Here is a 15,380-nt window from a genome sequence, read left to right on the forward strand (position 1 = left end):
TTTCGTTTTTACACTTGTTCAGACGGCCTTTTGAGATGACTGCTTAGTTTAATTTACCGTGGCACTGTTTGTATTTCAGGCCGCTGCCGCAAGGGCAAGGATCGTTGCGGTGAACAATTAGGCCGTTTTGTGCAAGTGCTTCAGGGCTGAAGTCTGTGCTGTCAGGATCGAACGCTTCGGTAACCAAATCGGTTTGCGATTGACCGAGCAATTCTTCCATATCAGGCGCATCGGAGTGGACGGTTTGAACATCGCTGACGCTTTGTGCGGCAGTGTGGTCGTATTCGCTGTTGCGCTCGATTTGAACGGCAGTCAGCAAAGCGGCAATGTTTTGTTTGATACCGCGCCACAGATTTTCAAACATGGCGAAAGCTTCGCGTTTGTATTCTTGTTTCGGATTTTTCTGAGCATAGCTGCGCAGGTGGATGCCTTGGCGCAAGTAGTCCATAGCGGCGAGGTGTTCGCGCCATTGGTTGTCGATAACTTGCAGCATAACATTGCGTTCGAAGTCTGACATAGCCTGTTTGCCGACCAATTTGACTTTTTCGGCATACTCGTCTTCGATGCGCTTGATGAGGCGTTCTTTAATGTCTTGGTTGTCCAAAGTGCTGTCTTCTTTCAGCCAGCCTTTAATATCGACATGCAGGCGGAAATCGGCGGCAAGTTGGTGCTCCAGTGCCGGAATGTCCCATTGCTCTTCCATGCTGTCAGGCGGGATGTGGTAATCAACCAAGTCGCTGATAACGTCGGCGCGGATTTCACGGGTCAAATCGCTGACGTCTTTGCTGGTCAGGATTTCGTTACGTTGATGGTAAATCACTTTACGTTGGTCATTGGCAACATCATCGTATTCCAAAACTTGTTTACGCATATCGAAGTTGCGGCCTTCGACTTTACGTTGTGCGCCTTCGATTTGACGGGTCAGCAGGCCGTGTTCGATGGCAACGCCGCGTTCAGGTGCCAAGCGGTTGAGGATGGCTGCGGCACGGTCGAGTGCAAACAGACGCAGCAATGGATCTTCAAACGACAGATAGAAACGGCTGGAGCCAGGGTCGCCCTGACGACCGGCACGACCACGCAATTGGTTGTCGATACGGCGGCTTTCATGGCGTTCTGTACCGATAATGTGCAAACCGCCTGCGGCCACAACTTGGTCGTGTTCAGCTTGCCAACCGCTTTCAAGGGCGGAAATTTGCGCTTGTTTTTGCTGTTCGCTCAGGGTTTCATCGGCGTGGATGGCTTCGATTTGATGTTTGAGGTTGCCACCCAAGACAATATCGGTACCGCGGCCGGCCATGTTGGTGGCAACGGTAATTGCGCCGACTTTACCGGCTTGAGCTACAATCAATGCCTCGCGCTCGTGTTCTTTGGCGTTCAGAACGTTATGCGGCAGACCGGCTTTGTGTAACAAGTCAGAAACCAGTTCGGAGTTTTCGATGCTGGTGGTGCCGACCAAAACCGGTTGACCGTTTTTGTGGCATTCGGCAATGTCTTTGACAACGGCTTCAAATTTTTCTTCAGCTGAACGGAAGATTTGGTCGTTGAAGTCTTTACGTTGTACAGGACGGTTGGTCGGGATGATGACGGTTTCGAGGTTGTAAATGCTTTGGAACTCGAAGGCTTCGGTGTCGGCCGTACCGGTCATACCGGACAGTTTGCTGTACAGGCGGAAGTAGTTTTGGAAGGTAATAGATGCAAGCGTTTGGTTTTCGCGTTTGATTTCTACGCCTTCTTTGGCTTCAACAGCTTGGTGCAAGCCTTCGGACCAACGGCGGCCGGCCATCAGACGGCCTGTGAATTCGTCCACAATCACGATTTCACCGTCTTGAATGACGTAGTGTTGGTCTTTGTGGAACAGGGTGTGCGCGCGCAATGCAGCCATGAGGTGGTGCATCAGGGAAATATTGGCGGCAGAGTAGAGCGAATCGTTTTCCTGCAATAAGCCCATTTGGGTCAGGATTTGCTCGGCGTGTTCGTGACCGGCTTCGCTCAGGATAACTTGGTGTGCTTTTTCATCTACCCAGTAATCGCCTTCGCCTTCTTCGGTTTCTTGGCGGATAAGGTGGGCAGGAACGGCGTTCATCACACGGTAGAGCTGGATGTTGTCATCCGCCTGGCCGGAAATAATCAGCGGCGTACGCGCTTCGTCAATCAAAATGGAGTCCACTTCGTCGACTACGGCAAAGTTTAATTCGCGTTGAACTTTGTCGTATTGGTCGGTAACCATATTGTCGCGCAGGTAGTCGAAGCCGAATTCGTTGTTGGTGCCGTAAGTAATGTCGGCGCCGTAAGCGGTTTGGCGTTCGAAAGGTTGCAAATCGGCTACGATCACGCCGACGCTCAAGCCTAAGAAGTTGTACAGCGGCTCCATAATGCTCGCGTCACGGGAGGCGAGGTAGTCGTTGACGGTAACGACGTGTACGCCTTTTCCTGACAATGCATTCAGGTAAACGGCAAGGGTAGCCACCAGTGTTTTACCTTCACCGGTACGCATTTCGGCGATTTTGCCGTTGTGCAGAACCATACCGCCGATCAGCTGTACATCGAAGTGGCGCATGCCCAATACACGGCTCGATGCTTCGCGGCAGACGGCAAAGGCTTCAACCAAAATATCATCTAGCGTTTGTCCGTCAGAGAGGCGTTGTTTGAATTCGGCGGTTTTGGCCTGTAAATCTGCGTCGCTCAACGCTTTCATCTGTTCTTCGAGTGCATTGATTTTAGCAACGGATTTACGATATTGTTTCAGCAGGCGGTCGTTGCGGCTGCCGAAGATTTTCTTAGCAATGTTTGTCAGCATGAATAATTCCTGCGCCTTGATATAATAGTGGGCGAAATTGGGATTTTAACACAAGCGCTTGTATAACGCGGTAATGCTGTTTGAAATAAAGGCGGTTTTGCTGTATTTCAATTGTAATTGTTTGGTTAATTTACTGAGAGGCCGTCTGAAATATATGGATTTAGCACAATTAGGCAAGCGCGATCATTTACTGGCGGGCTTGTTGCAACAATCGCAACAATGGCGGAAATTGGATGCAAAAGTCAAAACGGTTTTGCCGGCCAACCTGCATCCGCATTTTCAGACGGCCTGCGTAGAAGACGGAAGATTGGTTTTGCTTGCTGCCAACAATATGGCTGCTTCGCGTTTAAAAATGATCCTGCCCGCCATGCTGCCCAAGTTGCAAGCATTACATGACGGAATACGGGAAGTGGCGGTCAGGGTGGTCCCCAAACCTCCTCCTCATCCGAAAACCAACAGCTTGCGATTGAGCGAGGCTGCTTTGGACAGCTTCGATGCGGCTGCGGCCAAATTGGAAGGCAGGCATCCCGAATTGGCGGCGACATTGGCAGAATTAGTCCGCAAGCACAGCCGCTAAAATCATGCTAAATGAGATTATGGTTAATAAATGTTAAAACTTATATCATTCGGCTGATAGCATCTAATACTAAAGAAATACGACCTAAAAAGTATCTGTTTTCTTTTAGGTAAACTGATGTAAACTTGGCTTGAAACTTTGATTTCGTGTGAAGTTTGTAGCAAAATAACGCCTGAATTTCACATCACGCTATACGGATAAATTTTAGTTTGGCGTTTGCCTTTTATTAATATATTCGCGTAGTGCTATTAATAGAACTTAACGAAACTCTCATCATTAGGAGATACATCAATGAAAGCTTATCTGGCTCTGATTTCCGCTGCCGTTATCGGCCTGGCTGCATGCTCTCAAGAAGCTGCAAAACCTGCTGAAGCCCCTGCTACTTCTGCCGCTTCCGAAGCTGCCCCTGCAGAAACTACTGCACCTGCTGATGCAGCTCCTGCTTCTGAAGCCGCTCCGGCAGACGCTGCCGCTGCTCCTGCTGCCGGCAACTGCGCGACTACTGTTGAAGCCAACGACGCTATGCAGTTCAACACTAAAGAAATCCAAGTAAGCAAAGCTTGTAAAGAATTCACCATCACCCTGAAACACACCGGTACCCAACCTAAAGCCAGCATGGGTCACAACATTGTTATCGGTAAAACTGAAGACATGGACGGTATTTTCAAAGATGGCGTTGGCGCAGCTGACACTGACTACGTTAAACCTGATGATGCACGCGTTGTTGCCCACACCAAACTGATCGGTGGCGGCGAAGAATCTTCTTTGACTCTGGATCCTGCCAAACTGGCTGACGGCGAATACAAATTCGCTTGTACCTTCCCAGGTCACGGCGCTTTGATGAATGGTAAAGTTACTTTGGTTGACTAATCCGCATTAAGCTTAAAAACAGACAGCCTGCCTTGCGCAGGCTGTTTTGTTATAATCTGGAAACATTAATTTAAGAATAAAACCTCAAAACCATGAATCCGTTTGAAACCAAAAGCGTTACTTTTGCCGAACCCATTGAAATGCTGTACGCCTGTCATGGCAAAGTGCGCCGTTTCTGCAGCCAGGTTGCCATGTTGTCGGACTATATTGCCGAAAATGGCTGCAATCAGGTTGTTTTGCAAACCATCCGCCAAATTGCCCAGTATTTCAACGTTGCCGCGCCGTTGCACCATGAAGATGAAGAAGAAAACTTCTTTCCGCTTTTGTTGCAATATGCGCCGCAAGCTCAAGAAAGCGTTGACGAGCTTTTGCGCCAACATGTCAGCCTGCATAGCAACTGGGACGGCGTAGCGGCTGAATTTGCCAAGCTTGAAGCGGACAACGCCTATATCCCTGATGCCGAAGCATTCAAACTTTTTGTCGCAGGATATGATATCCATCTGGCGATTGAAGAGCCGCTGTTTGATATGGGCAAAACCTTTATCCCCAAAGAAAAACTGACCGAAATCGGCGAAATTATGGCCGCACGCCGCCGCAAATAAGGCCGTCTGAAACAATCGTCCCAAGGAATACACGATGCTGACCCCAAAAAGTTGCGATTTGTTCAATATCCCTTTTTTCCAGTTTTCCCAGCTTAAAAAATACCAGCCTGAAAGCATTCCGCAAATCAAGGCAGACTATAAAGAAAACTGGCAAGTATGGCAGCAGCTGATCCAGCAGGTTGCCGCCGAATTGGGTGCGCCGTTTGCGCCGCCGCATATCGAACGCTGGTGTAACGGCTGGCAGGTACGCGCTCATTTCTTTGCGTATTTCAAATACGAACAATATAAAAATTCCGCAGCGATTTTATCGATTTTGCTGAATCGCCGCCGTTTGAGCGTCAGCTTGGACTGGCATTGCTATAAAGCCGATGTGTCGCCCATTGCGCTGCCTGATTACAACCGCTGGCTGGATAATTTTGATACTGAAAAATACGCTTCCTTCGATATGTGGCACGGTGCGGAAAGCGAATATGACGATTATCGTACCGTTGCCCAACAAAGCGACGGCGATAGAAAGCTTCGAGACGACAAAGATTTCTTCTGTATCGGGAAACACATCGAACGCGATGATTTGGGCAAGCAGGATGTCGCGAAATGGATAGTGGAAACAGTGGAAGACTTACTGCCGCTGTATGAAGCTTGCCATGGAAAATAACTCAGAATACCGAAAGGCAGACTGTCCATTCAGTATCTTCAAATGAACTCAAGGCCGTCTGAAAATTATATTCAGAACGTTTCAGACGGCCTGTTTCTCAAAGTGAGCAAATATGACCGAAACTCAATCCTTAGAGCTTGCCAAAGCGCTGATTTCCCGCCCGTCCGTTACGCCGGATGACCAAAACTGCCAACAACTACTGGCCGAACGTCTGCAAAAAATCGGTTTTGCCGTAGAAGAGCTTTATTTTGGCGACACCAAAAATGTTTGGTTGCGACGCGGTACTCAGGCTCCGGTGTTCTGCTTTGCCGGACATACCGACGTCGTGCCGACAGGCCCTGTTGAAAAATGGGATTCGCCACCGTTTGAACCGACCGAGCGTGAAGGCCGTCTGTATGGCCGCGGCGCGGCGGATATGAAAACCAGCATTGCCTGTTTTGTTACCGCCTGCGAGCGATTCGTTGCCGAAAATCCCAATCATCAAGGCAGCATCGCGCTCCTGATTACTTCGGACGAAGAGGGTGATGCGCTGGACGGTACGACCAAAGTCGTCGATGTGTTGAAAGCGCGCGGCGAGTTGATTGATTACTGTATCGTCGGTGAACCGACTGCCGTGGATAAATTAGGCGATATGTTGAAAAACGGCCGCCGCGGCTCGCTGTCGGGCAATCTGACCGTCAAAGGCAAGCAAGGCCATATTGCCTATCCGCATTTGGCAATCAATCCCGTGCATACTTTTGCCCCGGCCTTGTTAGAGCTGACACAAGAAGTCTGGGACGAGGGCAACGAATACTTTCCACCGACCAGTTTCCAAATTTCCAATATCAACGGCGGTACAGGCGCGACCAATGTTATTCCGGGCGAGCTGAACGTCAAATTCAATTTCCGCTTTTCTACCGAGTCCACCGAAGAAGGACTGAAACAACGCGTCCACGCCATTTTGGACAAACACTGCGTGCAATATGATTTGCAGTGGTCTTGTTCCGGCCAACCGTTTTTAACTCAGGCCGGAAAACTGACCGATGTGGCGCGCGAAGCCATTGCCGAGATTTGTGGCGTTGAGGCCGAATTGTCCACTACCGGCGGTACTTCGGATGGACGCTTCATCAAAGCCATTGCCAAAGAACTCATCGAATTAGGCCCGTCTAACGCGACCATCCACCAAATCAACGAAAACGTACGTTTGGAAGATATTCCGAAGCTGTCGGCAGTATATGAAGGTATGTTGAAACGTTTGTTTAAGTGAAAAAGGCCGTATAGGCTTTGAAAAACGATAGGGCGATATGATTCTTTTGCTCTTTTTGTTTTCGTTTAAGTTATCGATAATTGGACAAGGCAAAATATGATTACTCTGCCTTCTTTAAACGACCTTCCATCAAGGTGGAATGAAATCCGAGAGCAGTTGGAAACTGACTTTCCCGTTACTCTCGAAGCCTTGCTGCACGAGCGTCTTACGGAACACGAAGCCAAGCAGTTCGAGCAGGATTTTATCGACCGTATCGGCTGCACGCCCGAAGAATATGTCCGTATCCGCCGAGCCATCCGTCTGTTGGAAGCGCGTTATCCTGATAGTCCGAACGAACTGACTGCGGCCGCGGTTGCCACGCCGTTGGGTGAGATGTTGGCGGTGTTCGGCAGTAAGGGTTTGTGTCTGCTGGAATTTGTCGGGCAGAAACATATGGAACAGGAAATCATGGCTGTCCAAAAAGCTTTGAACGGACAGTTTATTTTCCAAGAAAATGAGCAAACGCAACTTTTGCGTCAAGAATTGGATTTATACTTCCAAGGCCGTCTGAAAGTTTTTGCGACACCTTTGGAAACGATAGGTACAGCCTTTCAGCAGCAGGTGTGGAATGCGCTGCTGACCATTCCTTACGGCGAAACGCGCAGTTATAAGGAGCAGGCGCAACAGTTGGGTAATCCTAAAGCCATTCGTGCCGTTGCCGCTGCAAACGGGCAGAACAAGGTGTCTATCCTGATTCCCTGCCACCGTGTCATCGGCAGCGATGGCAAGCTGACCGGCTACGCAGGCGGTTTGAACCGCAAACAATCGTTGCTTGCCTTGGAGCGAGGTGAAGTTCAGACGGCCTTGTTTTGATAGAGGATAAGGAGCCGCGCTTCGGGCAGGCTTCGCATTCTGAAAAATTGAGCAGCAGAAGGTCGGGGAAGCCCGGAAAAATCTGCATGGAGAAAAATGTTGGGCAACCCCCACGCTAGAAAAAGAGAAATAAGACATGAGCCTGAAAAACCGCCATTTTTTAAAACTTTTGGATTTTACGCCGGAAGAAATCACTACCTATCTCGACCTTGCCGCCGAATTGAAGGCCGCTAAAAAAGCAGGGTGCGAGGTGCAGCGGATGCAGGGAAAAAACATTGCCCTGATTTTCGAGAAAACATCAACCCGCACCCGTTGCGCGTTTGAAGTGGCTGCGCGTGATCAAGGGGCAGGGGTAACTTATCTGGAGCCGTCTGCCAGCCAAATCGGGCATAAGGAAAGCATTAAGGATACGGCGCGTGTTTTAGGGCGGATGTTTGACGGTATCGAGTATCGCGGCTTTGGACAGGATGTGGTGGAAGAGCTGGCCAAGTATGCAGGCGTGCCTGTGTTCAATGGTTTGACCAACGAGTTTCACCCGACTCAAATGCTCGCTGATGCGCTGACGATGCGCGAGCATAGCGACAAGCCTTTGAACCAGATTGCGTTTGCCTATGTCGGCGATGCGCGTTACAACATGGCCAATTCGTTGCTGGTGTTGGCTGCGAAACTGGGCATGGATGTGCGTATCGGTGCGCCGAAAAGTTTGTGGCCGTCTGAAAACATTATCGAGACGGTGCAGGCTGTTGCCAAAGAGACCGGCGGACGGATTCTGTTGACGGAGAATGTGAAAGAAGCCGTGAAAGGCGTGGATTTTATCCATACCGATGTGTGGGTCAGCATGGGTGAGCCTAAAGAGGCGTGGCAGGAACGTATCGATTTGCTGAAAGATTACCGAGTTACGCCCGAATTAATGGCCGCGGCGGAAAATCCGCAAGTTAAATTTATGCACTGTCTGCCTGCTTTCCATAATCGCGAAACCAAAGTCGGCGAATGGATTTATGAGACATTCGGCCTGAATGGTGTGGAAGTAACGGAAGAAGTTTTTGAAAGCGAAGCCAGCATCGTGTTTGATCAGGCAGAAAACCGGATGCACACGATTAAAGCGGTGATGGTGGCGGCATTGGGCGATTGATTGTTACGCTCAATATTGCTTACTGCTTCATTTAATAGAGATTAAATAAAGGCCGTCTGAAAGAAAGACTTTCAGACGGCCTTGTCGTTTGATTGGATTTATTGCCAAATCAGGACTTTGGGTTCGGGTGTTACTTGATAGCCTTCTTTACGCAGTAGTTCGATTAGACCTTTTTCGCTGGGTAAATGGGCAATGCCGACAGCAAAGAGGGTACTTTGTTTGGCAGATTGCTTGCGGATTTCAGGCAGCCATGCCAAGTTGCGACGGATCAGAAGGTCGTTTTTCAGCCAATCGGACATAGCTTTGGCGTATTTGGTATCAACAAGTTTGAGGGTGCGTTGTTCGGTTTCTTCCAAAAGTGGGATGAGTTCTTCAAAGCGGCCGTCTGAATAGGCTTGATGGAGTTTTTTGACATCTTCGGTTTCTTCTTTATAGGTTTTAATACTGGCTTTCAGAAAGTTGAGCATGGTTTCTTCAGGCTGAGCTTTGAAGATCGCGGTAACATCGTCCAAACTTTCTAATGAACCACGCAGCTTATTGATGTCGGCGGCCGCGTTGGTCAGCAACATATCTGCACCGGTTTCTGCGCTATACCCTCGGGGAAATGTACTGCCGGCAAAAATGAATGCCGCCCACGGATGGAGTTTGTCGGCAATTTGGGTGATGGGTCGGCTTTCTTCATTTTGCGAATAGATTTCTTGTAAAAGACGGAAATCTGCTTTGCCGAGCTTACGGCTGAGTGGTTCGGTACTCATGACTTCCTTGAAGTATTTTTGATACATTTTTGCCGTTTCCGGGCTGCTGTCCGGCAATGCGTCAACTTCTGTCGTCAGTTGGGCGGTGGATTGCAACAGTTTGACTGCATCGGAAGACAAGGTTTGATTGGTTCGTCCCATATGGATGGTGCCGAGCAGGTAGGAATCGGGTTGGCCTTCTTTGCTGATTTTCCAAACATTGCTGGTCAGTTTAGGCTGCTGCCAGTTGAGTTCGGCGGGTTTGTTGTCGGATGAAGTTGCGGCGGGTTTGCAGGCGCCCAGGGCAAGGGCGGTCAATGGGACAAGCAGGCAGGCAAGCAGTTTTTTCATGTTTTTCCTTATTGTGGTGTGCGGTCGGCAAGGGCAATTTAGAAATCGAGCAGGTTTTGAACCGGATGTTCGCCCGTTTCGGTTTTTTCCAGTTTGCGGTTGCGGATTTTGGCCTTCCTGAGGGATAGAAGGTGCATGACTTGATGTTTTTGGCTATCGGTCATCTGGAGCCAGTACAAGCGCTCTTCCCGGCTGCGCAGGCAGCCTTTGCAATAACCTTTGGCATTGGCTTCGCAAACGCCGATGCAGGGGCTGGGAATGGGGAAGAAATCGGGTTGATCCATTTTGTGTTGCTTTTGATGTGAAAAAAGGCCGTCTGAAATATAGCACATATGTTCAGACGGCCTAAGTGTTTATACGGTTTGCGAGTATTTGGCTTTGGTTTCTTTATGGCGTAAATGGTAGTCGAACACCATGGCGATGTTGCGGATCAGGAAACGGCCCTTCGGCGTAACGGTCAGGCCGTGCGGTTTGAGGTGGACCAGGCCGAGGGTTTCCAGTTGCTTCATATCTTCCAGTTCCGCTGCAAAATAACGGCTAAACGGAATGCCGAACACGCTTTCGTAAATCCGATAGTCGAGCGAGAAGCGGCACATCAAATCCTGAATGATGTTGCGGCGCAAAATGTCGTCTTGATTGAGCTGGTAGCCGCGCATAATCGGCAGGTGTCCGGCGTCGAGTGCGGCGTAATAGGCATCGATATCGCGCTCGTTTTGGGAGTAGGTGCTGCCGATTTTGCCGATAGAGGACATGCCGATCGCCACCAAGTCGCAGTCGGCATAGGTGGAATAACCTTGGAAATTTCGTTGCAGGAAACCTTCTTTGAGTGCGATGGAGAGCTCGTCGTCAGGTTTGGCAAAGTGGTCCATGCCGATGAAAACGTAGCCTCGCTCAGTCAGGGTTTGGACGCAATATTGCAGCATATCGAGTTTTTCTTCACTGCCGGGTACGACATTGGTGTCGATACGGCGTTGCGGTTTGAAGATATGCGGCAGGTGGGCGTAGTGGTAGAGGGCAAGGCGGTCGGGATCGAGGGATAAGACTGTATCGATGGTGGTTTTGATGCTTTCGGTGTTTTGGTGCGGCAAGCCGTAAATCAAATCGACGCTGACCGATTTAAACCCGGCTTCACGCGCGGCATCAATCACTTCTTTGGTTTCTTCGTAGCTTTGAATGCGGTTGACGGCTTCCTGTACTTTAGGGTCAAAGTCTTGAATACCGACACTCATGCGGTTGAAACCGAGTTTGCCCAATTTGAGGACGGTTTCACGGCTGACTTTACGCGGGTCGATTTCGATGGAGTATTCGCCGTTGGGAATCAGCTGGAAGTATTTACGAATCATGTCGAAGACGCGTTCGAGTTGGTCATCGCTCAGGAATGTGGGCGTACCGCCGCCGAAGTGGAGCTGTGCGAGCTGGTGTCTTCCGCCTAAATGAGGTGCCAGCAACTCCATTTCTTTTTCCAGATATTGGATATAGGCATCGGCACGGCTTTTGTCTTTGGTAATGATTTTATTGCAGCCGCAGTAATAGCAGATGGTATTGCAGAAGGGAATGTGGATGTAGAGCGAAAGGGGTTTGTTGAGCGCACCCATGTTGCGCAGGTTTAAAGCTTGGATATATTCGGCTTCTTTAAAGCCTTCATGGAAGCGGTCGGCGGTCGGATAGGATGTATAACGTGGACCGCTTGATGGCAAACTGGCAATTAATTCACGATCAAATTCCGGTAATTCATTGTTTGTGTTGGTGTTATTTGAGATGGGGATGATTTTCATGGTCGGGGCTTGTAGTATGAAGTAAGGAAATTAGGGAAAATTTTAGTCAAAATTTCGATAGTTTGGTAGAATGCCTCATAATGATATGCCGACTTTGACATGGGTCAATAGTTATTCGGCTTAATCAGGGGTTGAGAGAATTAAGCAAATTAAAGGTGCGTTATGGCTACACACAATGCAACACATCAAATGAAAACCTTGTGTTCCACATGTTCTTTACGAGAACTGTGTTTGCCTGTCGGACTAATGCCTAACGAATTTTCACAATTAGATGCGGTTATTCGTCAAAGCCGCCGTCTGAAAAAAGGTGAATACCTGTTCCGTGCCGGCGAGCCGTTTACCTCTTTGTTTGCCATCCGTGCGGGCTTCTTTAAGACAACAGTCGCCAGCCAAGATGGACGAGATCAGGTAACCGGCTTTTTTATGTCGGGCGAGCTGATCGGTATGGATGGGATTTGTTCCCATATTCACAGCTGTGATGCTGTGGCTTTGGAAGACAGCGAGGTATGCGAGCTTCCGTTTACACATATTGAAGAACTCGGTCAGGATATTCCCAGCCTCCGCTCTCACTTTTTCCGCTTGATGAGTCGCGAAATTGTTCGAGATCAGGGCGTTATGCTGCTTTTGGGCAATATGCGCGCTGAAGAGCGATTGGCGGCATTTTTACTCAATCTGTCTCAGCGTCTCTATTCACGAGGTTTTGCCGCCAATGATTTTATCTTGCGGATGTCGCGTGAGGAAATCGGTAGCTATTTAGGGCTGAAACTGGAAACGGTCAGCCGCACCTTATCCAAATTCCATCACGAAGGCTTGATTTCGGTTGAACACAAGCACATCAAAATCCTAGATGCGACGACTTTGAAGAAAATGGTTTCCGGTTGTTCACACGCTATCTGAATCTGAGGCCGTCTGAAATATTTCAGACGGCCTTTTTAACAAGAATTAAAGAATAATTGTTAAGTTGCGCAAGTGATAGTCAAATTTTAAATTGAAAAATCTTCAACAACCGGCGTGTACAGAATGCGGTCGACTACTTCTCTGGTCAGTTTCGGTGCAAACATCTGGATAAAGTCATACGCGTAACCGCGCAGGTAAGTATCCGAGCGTAAGGCTATCCAAGTGGGCGACGGTTCAAATAAGTGTGCCGCATCAATCAGCTGCAAATCTTGATCAACCGCGGGATCGTACGCCATTTTGGCCATCAAACCAACGCCCAAGCCTAAGCGTACATACGTTTTCAATACATCCGTATCGGCAGCCGATAAGGCAACATCAGGTTGCTCGATATGCGCTTTATTAAAGGTACGCGCGATACTGCTGCCGGAATTAAAAGCAAATTCGTAAGTAACCAGCGGAAAAGAAGCCAAATCTTCAAGGCTTAAAGGATTGCGGCAGTCCAAAAGAGGGTGGTCATGCGGAACAATGACGGCATGGTTCCATTCATAGCAGGGCAGTTTGCCCAACTCGGGATGATCGTCAATGCGTTCGGTAATAATTGCCAAATCCGCTTCGCCGCTGCTGACCATTTGCGCAATGGCAGAAGGGCTGCCTTGTTTGATGGTCAAATTGACTTTAGGGTAGTTTTTGACAAATTCCGCAACGATTGTGGGCAAGGCATAACGCGCCTGGGTATGCGTTGTCGCGATGGTCAGCGAGCCGCTGTCGTGATCGGTAAACTCGCTGCCGATATTTTTAATGTTTTGTACATCACGCAAAATTCGTTCCGAAATATCTAACACGGCTTTGCCCGGTTGCGAAACGGAAACCACACGTTTGCCGCTGCGGATAAAAATTTGGATACCCAATTCTTCTTCAAGCAGGCGGATTTGTTTGGAAATGCCGGGCTGGGATGTAAAAAGCGCATCGGCAGCCTCGGAGACATTCAGATTGTGCCGGTAAACTTCAAGGGCGTAACGTAATTGTTGCAGTTTCATGGTAGCAGTACCGAATACGTTGTTATTGTGGATTTTGTGCGACAAACGGCATGTAATTTAACATATTTTGCCCAGTTTTGCCCCGAGTTTTGAAAATGGTTGTTTTTAATGAAAATATCTTTTAATGATATGAAAACAGGAAATTCAGGAAAGAAGAGGGAAAGGGGTTTTGTTGTTTTTGTACAACTTTAGGTAGGTGAATTGTCTGATTTTGCCCTAAATTAATGACACAAGATTGATTTTTCGGCATGATTAACTACTAGGAAGCAGGCACTTCATGATTGTTTGAAGGCATCGAGTATTGACAGTTTGCCTTGCGCTTCTTTATAGTGCAACCTGATATATCCGATTTGCCGCTGTTTTGATACTGCGGCCTGTATATTGGTACTTTGCAGCGGTTGCTTTCCTAGTCCGCCGCATAACAATTTGATGAGGGAATAAAATGACCAAACAGCTGAAATTAAGCGCATTGTTCGTTGCCTTGGTTGCCTCTGGCACCGCTATGGCCAGCGAAGCGCACACCAAACACGGTTACACCGTAAGCAGCCAATCTCAAGAAATCGTCCGTAACAACTACGGCGAATGCTGGAAAAACAGCTACTTCGACAAAGCTACCGAAGGCCGTGTTGAATGTGGTGACCGCGAAGCAGTTGCTCCTGTACAACAAGCTCCTGAGTATGTTGATGAAACTGTTTCTCTGTCTACTAAAACTCTGTTCGGCTTCGACAAAGACAACCTGCGTCCTGAAGCTCAAGAAAACTTGGACTCTTTGGCTCAACGCCTGAGCAACGACAGCGTACAAACTGTACGTGTTGAAGGTCACACTGACTTCATGGGTTCTGAAGAATACAACCAAGCTCTGTCTGAGCGTCGTGCCAACGTAGTTGCTAACTACTTGGTAGGCCGTGGCGTTGCTTCTAGCAAAATCTCTGCAGTAGGTCTGGGCGAGTCTCAAGCTCAAATGACTGCTACTTGTGAAGCTGAAGTTGCTAAACTGGGTAAAAAAGTTTCTAAAGCTAAGAAACGTGCTGCCCTTATCGCTTGTATCGAACCTGACCGTCGCGTTGATGTTAAAATCCGCAGCGTTGTTACTCGTCAAGTTGCTCCAGGCCAAACTATCGAAGGTCAAGGCGAATTGCCTGCTACTGATGAAGGTTGGATCCCAGCTCCTTACAATGGCGTTCACGGTTACGCTAAACCTTAATCGGTTTGTGAAAAATGCCCTGCATATTGCAGGGCATTTTTTTATGGTTTATATTTGAAGAGTCGGGGAATTCATGATTCAAAATAAAAGGCCGTCCGAAAATAAGTCTTTCAGACGGCCTTTTATTAAGACGGATTAGTTTGGCTTGGGCCATTTCCATACGCAAACAGCGGCGAGTATTGTGCAAATCAAAAAGATGATACTGGATAAGCCATGCCAAATGCCGAATGTACCGCCTACTAGAGACAGCAGCCAGTTATCCAGTCCGTACTTGTGTGCCTCGATAACCGGCGTAACCAAAAGATGATTACAGGCTAAGAGTAGCCAAAGTACCAAGATCCACCAAGAGAGGGAGGCAAGTTGCCGTCTGAAAAAGGCATAGGCTGCGCCAAAAATAGCTAAGCCGCATATTGCTGTGATGGCAAATAAAATGCCGGCGATTTCTCCTGCCAGCATTTTGGGCAGGATGCGGAACAGGATAGGGGCAGTAACATAGCCTGCTGTCAGCTGCATACCAAGCCACATGGCGGCAGCGGTTTGGATAATTTTGTATAGTAGATTCATTATGCTTCTCCTGGGAAGATTTTATTTTCTTTAATTATGGTGTTTTTAGGTATAACAAAAGGCCGTCTGAAAATGTTTTCAGACGGC

General features: G+C 48.5%; 15 protein-coding genes. 9 read left to right on the top strand and 6 right to left on the bottom strand.

What is annotated here, in order from left to right; translation table 11 throughout:
• Positions 1–43 precede the first annotated feature (43 nt).
• Positions 44–2,797 (bottom strand): preprotein translocase subunit SecA, encoded by a 2,754-nt coding sequence (secA, locus tag HMPREF3047_RS03955; RefSeq protein ID WP_070712256.1) that lies wholly within the window; start codon positions 2,795–2,797, stop codon positions 44–46.
• A 154-nt stretch (positions 2,798–2,951) separates the two neighbouring features.
• On the opposite strand from secA, the gene HMPREF3047_RS03960 reads away from it, so the two are divergent.
• The 7 genes from HMPREF3047_RS03960 (at position 2,952) to argF (ending at position 8,731) form a co-directional block, all read left to right on the top strand.
• Positions 2,952–3,374, top strand: coding sequence for a DciA family protein (locus tag HMPREF3047_RS03960; RefSeq protein ID WP_070712257.1), 423 nt, complete (start codon positions 2,952–2,954; stop codon positions 3,372–3,374).
• 291 nt (positions 3,375–3,665) lie between these two features.
• Positions 3,666–4,244 (top strand): azurin, encoded by a 579-nt coding sequence (gene azu / locus HMPREF3047_RS03965; protein ID WP_070712258.1) that lies wholly within the window; start codon positions 3,666–3,668, stop codon positions 4,242–4,244.
• A 92-nt stretch (positions 4,245–4,336) separates the two neighbouring features.
• Positions 4,337–4,846 (top strand): hemerythrin domain-containing protein, encoded by a 510-nt coding sequence (locus tag HMPREF3047_RS03970; protein ID WP_070712259.1) that lies wholly within the window; start codon positions 4,337–4,339, stop codon positions 4,844–4,846.
• A 34-nt stretch (positions 4,847–4,880) separates the two neighbouring features.
• Entirely contained in the window at positions 4,881–5,501 is a 621-nt protein-coding gene (locus tag HMPREF3047_RS03975) for a glucose-6-phosphate 1-dehydrogenase family protein (protein WP_004519621.1), read from the top strand.
• Between the two features lie 112 nt (positions 5,502–5,613).
• Positions 5,614–6,747 (top strand): succinyl-diaminopimelate desuccinylase, encoded by a 1,134-nt coding sequence (gene dapE / locus HMPREF3047_RS03980; RefSeq protein WP_070460152.1) that lies wholly within the window; start codon positions 5,614–5,616, stop codon positions 6,745–6,747.
• Between the two features lie 96 nt (positions 6,748–6,843).
• Positions 6,844–7,599, top strand: a complete 756-nt coding sequence (locus tag HMPREF3047_RS03985; RefSeq protein WP_070460155.1) for a methylated-DNA--[protein]-cysteine S-methyltransferase — start codon at positions 6,844–6,846, stop codon at positions 7,597–7,599.
• Between the two features lie 136 nt (positions 7,600–7,735).
• Positions 7,736–8,731, top strand: a complete 996-nt coding sequence (gene argF / locus HMPREF3047_RS03990) for an ornithine carbamoyltransferase (protein ID WP_070460158.1) — start codon at positions 7,736–7,738, stop codon at positions 8,729–8,731.
• Between the two features lie 98 nt (positions 8,732–8,829).
• On the opposite strand, the gene HMPREF3047_RS03995 is transcribed toward argF, so the two are convergent.
• From HMPREF3047_RS03995 to hemN, 3 genes are all read right to left on the bottom strand, one after another.
• On the bottom strand, positions 8,830–9,816 hold the full coding sequence (locus HMPREF3047_RS03995; protein ID WP_070460161.1) for a TraB/GumN family protein: 987 nt from the start codon (positions 9,814–9,816) through the stop codon (positions 8,830–8,832).
• A gap of 38 nt (positions 9,817–9,854) precedes the next feature.
• Positions 9,855–10,100 (bottom strand): DUF1289 domain-containing protein, encoded by a 246-nt coding sequence (locus tag HMPREF3047_RS04000; RefSeq protein WP_070460222.1) that lies wholly within the window; start codon positions 10,098–10,100, stop codon positions 9,855–9,857.
• Between the two features lie 69 nt (positions 10,101–10,169).
• The gene (hemN, locus tag HMPREF3047_RS04005) at positions 10,170–11,591 is read right to left on the bottom strand and encodes an oxygen-independent coproporphyrinogen III oxidase (RefSeq protein ID WP_070460164.1); all 1,422 of its coding nucleotides are present in this window, start codon (positions 11,589–11,591) and stop codon (positions 10,170–10,172) included.
• Positions 11,592–11,753: 162 nt separating this feature from the next.
• On the opposite strand from hemN, the gene fnr reads away from it, so the two are divergent.
• Entirely contained in the window at positions 11,754–12,488 is a 735-nt protein-coding gene (gene fnr, locus HMPREF3047_RS04010) for a fumarate/nitrate reduction transcriptional regulator Fnr (RefSeq protein WP_039862092.1), read from the top strand.
• An 86-nt stretch (positions 12,489–12,574) separates the two neighbouring features.
• Here fnr and HMPREF3047_RS04015 read toward each other — a convergent pair whose 3' ends face one another.
• The gene (locus tag HMPREF3047_RS04015) at positions 12,575–13,525 is read right to left on the bottom strand and encodes a CysB family HTH-type transcriptional regulator (protein ID WP_070460167.1); all 951 of its coding nucleotides are present in this window, start codon (positions 13,523–13,525) and stop codon (positions 12,575–12,577) included.
• Positions 13,526–13,967: 442 nt separating this feature from the next.
• Between HMPREF3047_RS04015 and HMPREF3047_RS04020 the strand changes: the two genes are divergently transcribed.
• Positions 13,968–14,729, top strand: coding sequence for an OmpA family protein (locus HMPREF3047_RS04020; RefSeq protein WP_049336752.1), 762 nt, complete (start codon positions 13,968–13,970; stop codon positions 14,727–14,729).
• A 135-nt stretch (positions 14,730–14,864) separates the two neighbouring features.
• Here HMPREF3047_RS04020 and HMPREF3047_RS04025 read toward each other — a convergent pair whose 3' ends face one another.
• On the bottom strand, positions 14,865–15,293 hold the full coding sequence (locus tag HMPREF3047_RS04025) for a DUF4149 domain-containing protein (RefSeq protein WP_070460169.1): 429 nt from the start codon (positions 15,291–15,293) through the stop codon (positions 14,865–14,867).
• Positions 15,294–15,380 lie beyond the last annotated feature (87 nt).

Origin of the sequence: Neisseria sp. HMSC075C10 (assembly GCF_001815615.1) — a bacterium.
GTDB classification, from domain to species: domain Bacteria; phylum Pseudomonadota; class Gammaproteobacteria; order Burkholderiales; family Neisseriaceae; genus Neisseria; species Neisseria subflava_A.

Coding starts and splice junctions, on each gene's coding strand:
- argF (WP_070460158.1), top strand. CDS start 7,736: ATGAGCCTGAAAAACCGCCATTTTTTAAAACTTTTGGATTTTACGCCG.
- azu (WP_070712258.1), top strand. CDS start 3,666: ATGAAAGCTTATCTGGCTCTGATTTCCGCTGCCGTTATCGGCCTGGCT.
- HMPREF3047_RS04020 (WP_049336752.1), top strand. CDS start 13,968: ATGACCAAACAGCTGAAATTAAGCGCATTGTTCGTTGCCTTGGTTGCC.
- HMPREF3047_RS03960 (WP_070712257.1), top strand. CDS start 2,952: ATGGATTTAGCACAATTAGGCAAGCGCGATCATTTACTGGCGGGCTTG.
- HMPREF3047_RS03970 (WP_070712259.1), top strand. CDS start 4,337: ATGAATCCGTTTGAAACCAAAAGCGTTACTTTTGCCGAACCCATTGAA.
- HMPREF3047_RS04015 (WP_070460167.1), bottom strand. CDS start 13,525: ATGAAACTGCAACAATTACGTTACGCCCTTGAAGTTTACCGGCACAAT.
- HMPREF3047_RS03975 (WP_004519621.1), top strand. CDS start 4,881: ATGCTGACCCCAAAAAGTTGCGATTTGTTCAATATCCCTTTTTTCCAG.
- dapE (WP_070460152.1), top strand. CDS start 5,614: ATGACCGAAACTCAATCCTTAGAGCTTGCCAAAGCGCTGATTTCCCGC.
- HMPREF3047_RS04025 (WP_070460169.1), bottom strand. CDS start 15,293: ATGAATCTACTATACAAAATTATCCAAACCGCTGCCGCCATGTGGCTT.
- HMPREF3047_RS03985 (WP_070460155.1), top strand. CDS start 6,844: ATGATTACTCTGCCTTCTTTAAACGACCTTCCATCAAGGTGGAATGAA.
- secA (WP_070712256.1), bottom strand. CDS start 2,797: ATGCTGACAAACATTGCTAAGAAAATCTTCGGCAGCCGCAACGACCGC.
- hemN (WP_070460164.1), bottom strand. CDS start 11,591: ATGAAAATCATCCCCATCTCAAATAACACCAACACAAACAATGAATTA.
- HMPREF3047_RS03995 (WP_070460161.1), bottom strand. CDS start 9,816: ATGAAAAAACTGCTTGCCTGCCTGCTTGTCCCATTGACCGCCCTTGCC.
- HMPREF3047_RS04000 (WP_070460222.1), bottom strand. CDS start 10,100: ATGGATCAACCCGATTTCTTCCCCATTCCCAGCCCCTGCATCGGCGTT.
- fnr (WP_039862092.1), top strand. CDS start 11,754: ATGGCTACACACAATGCAACACATCAAATGAAAACCTTGTGTTCCACA.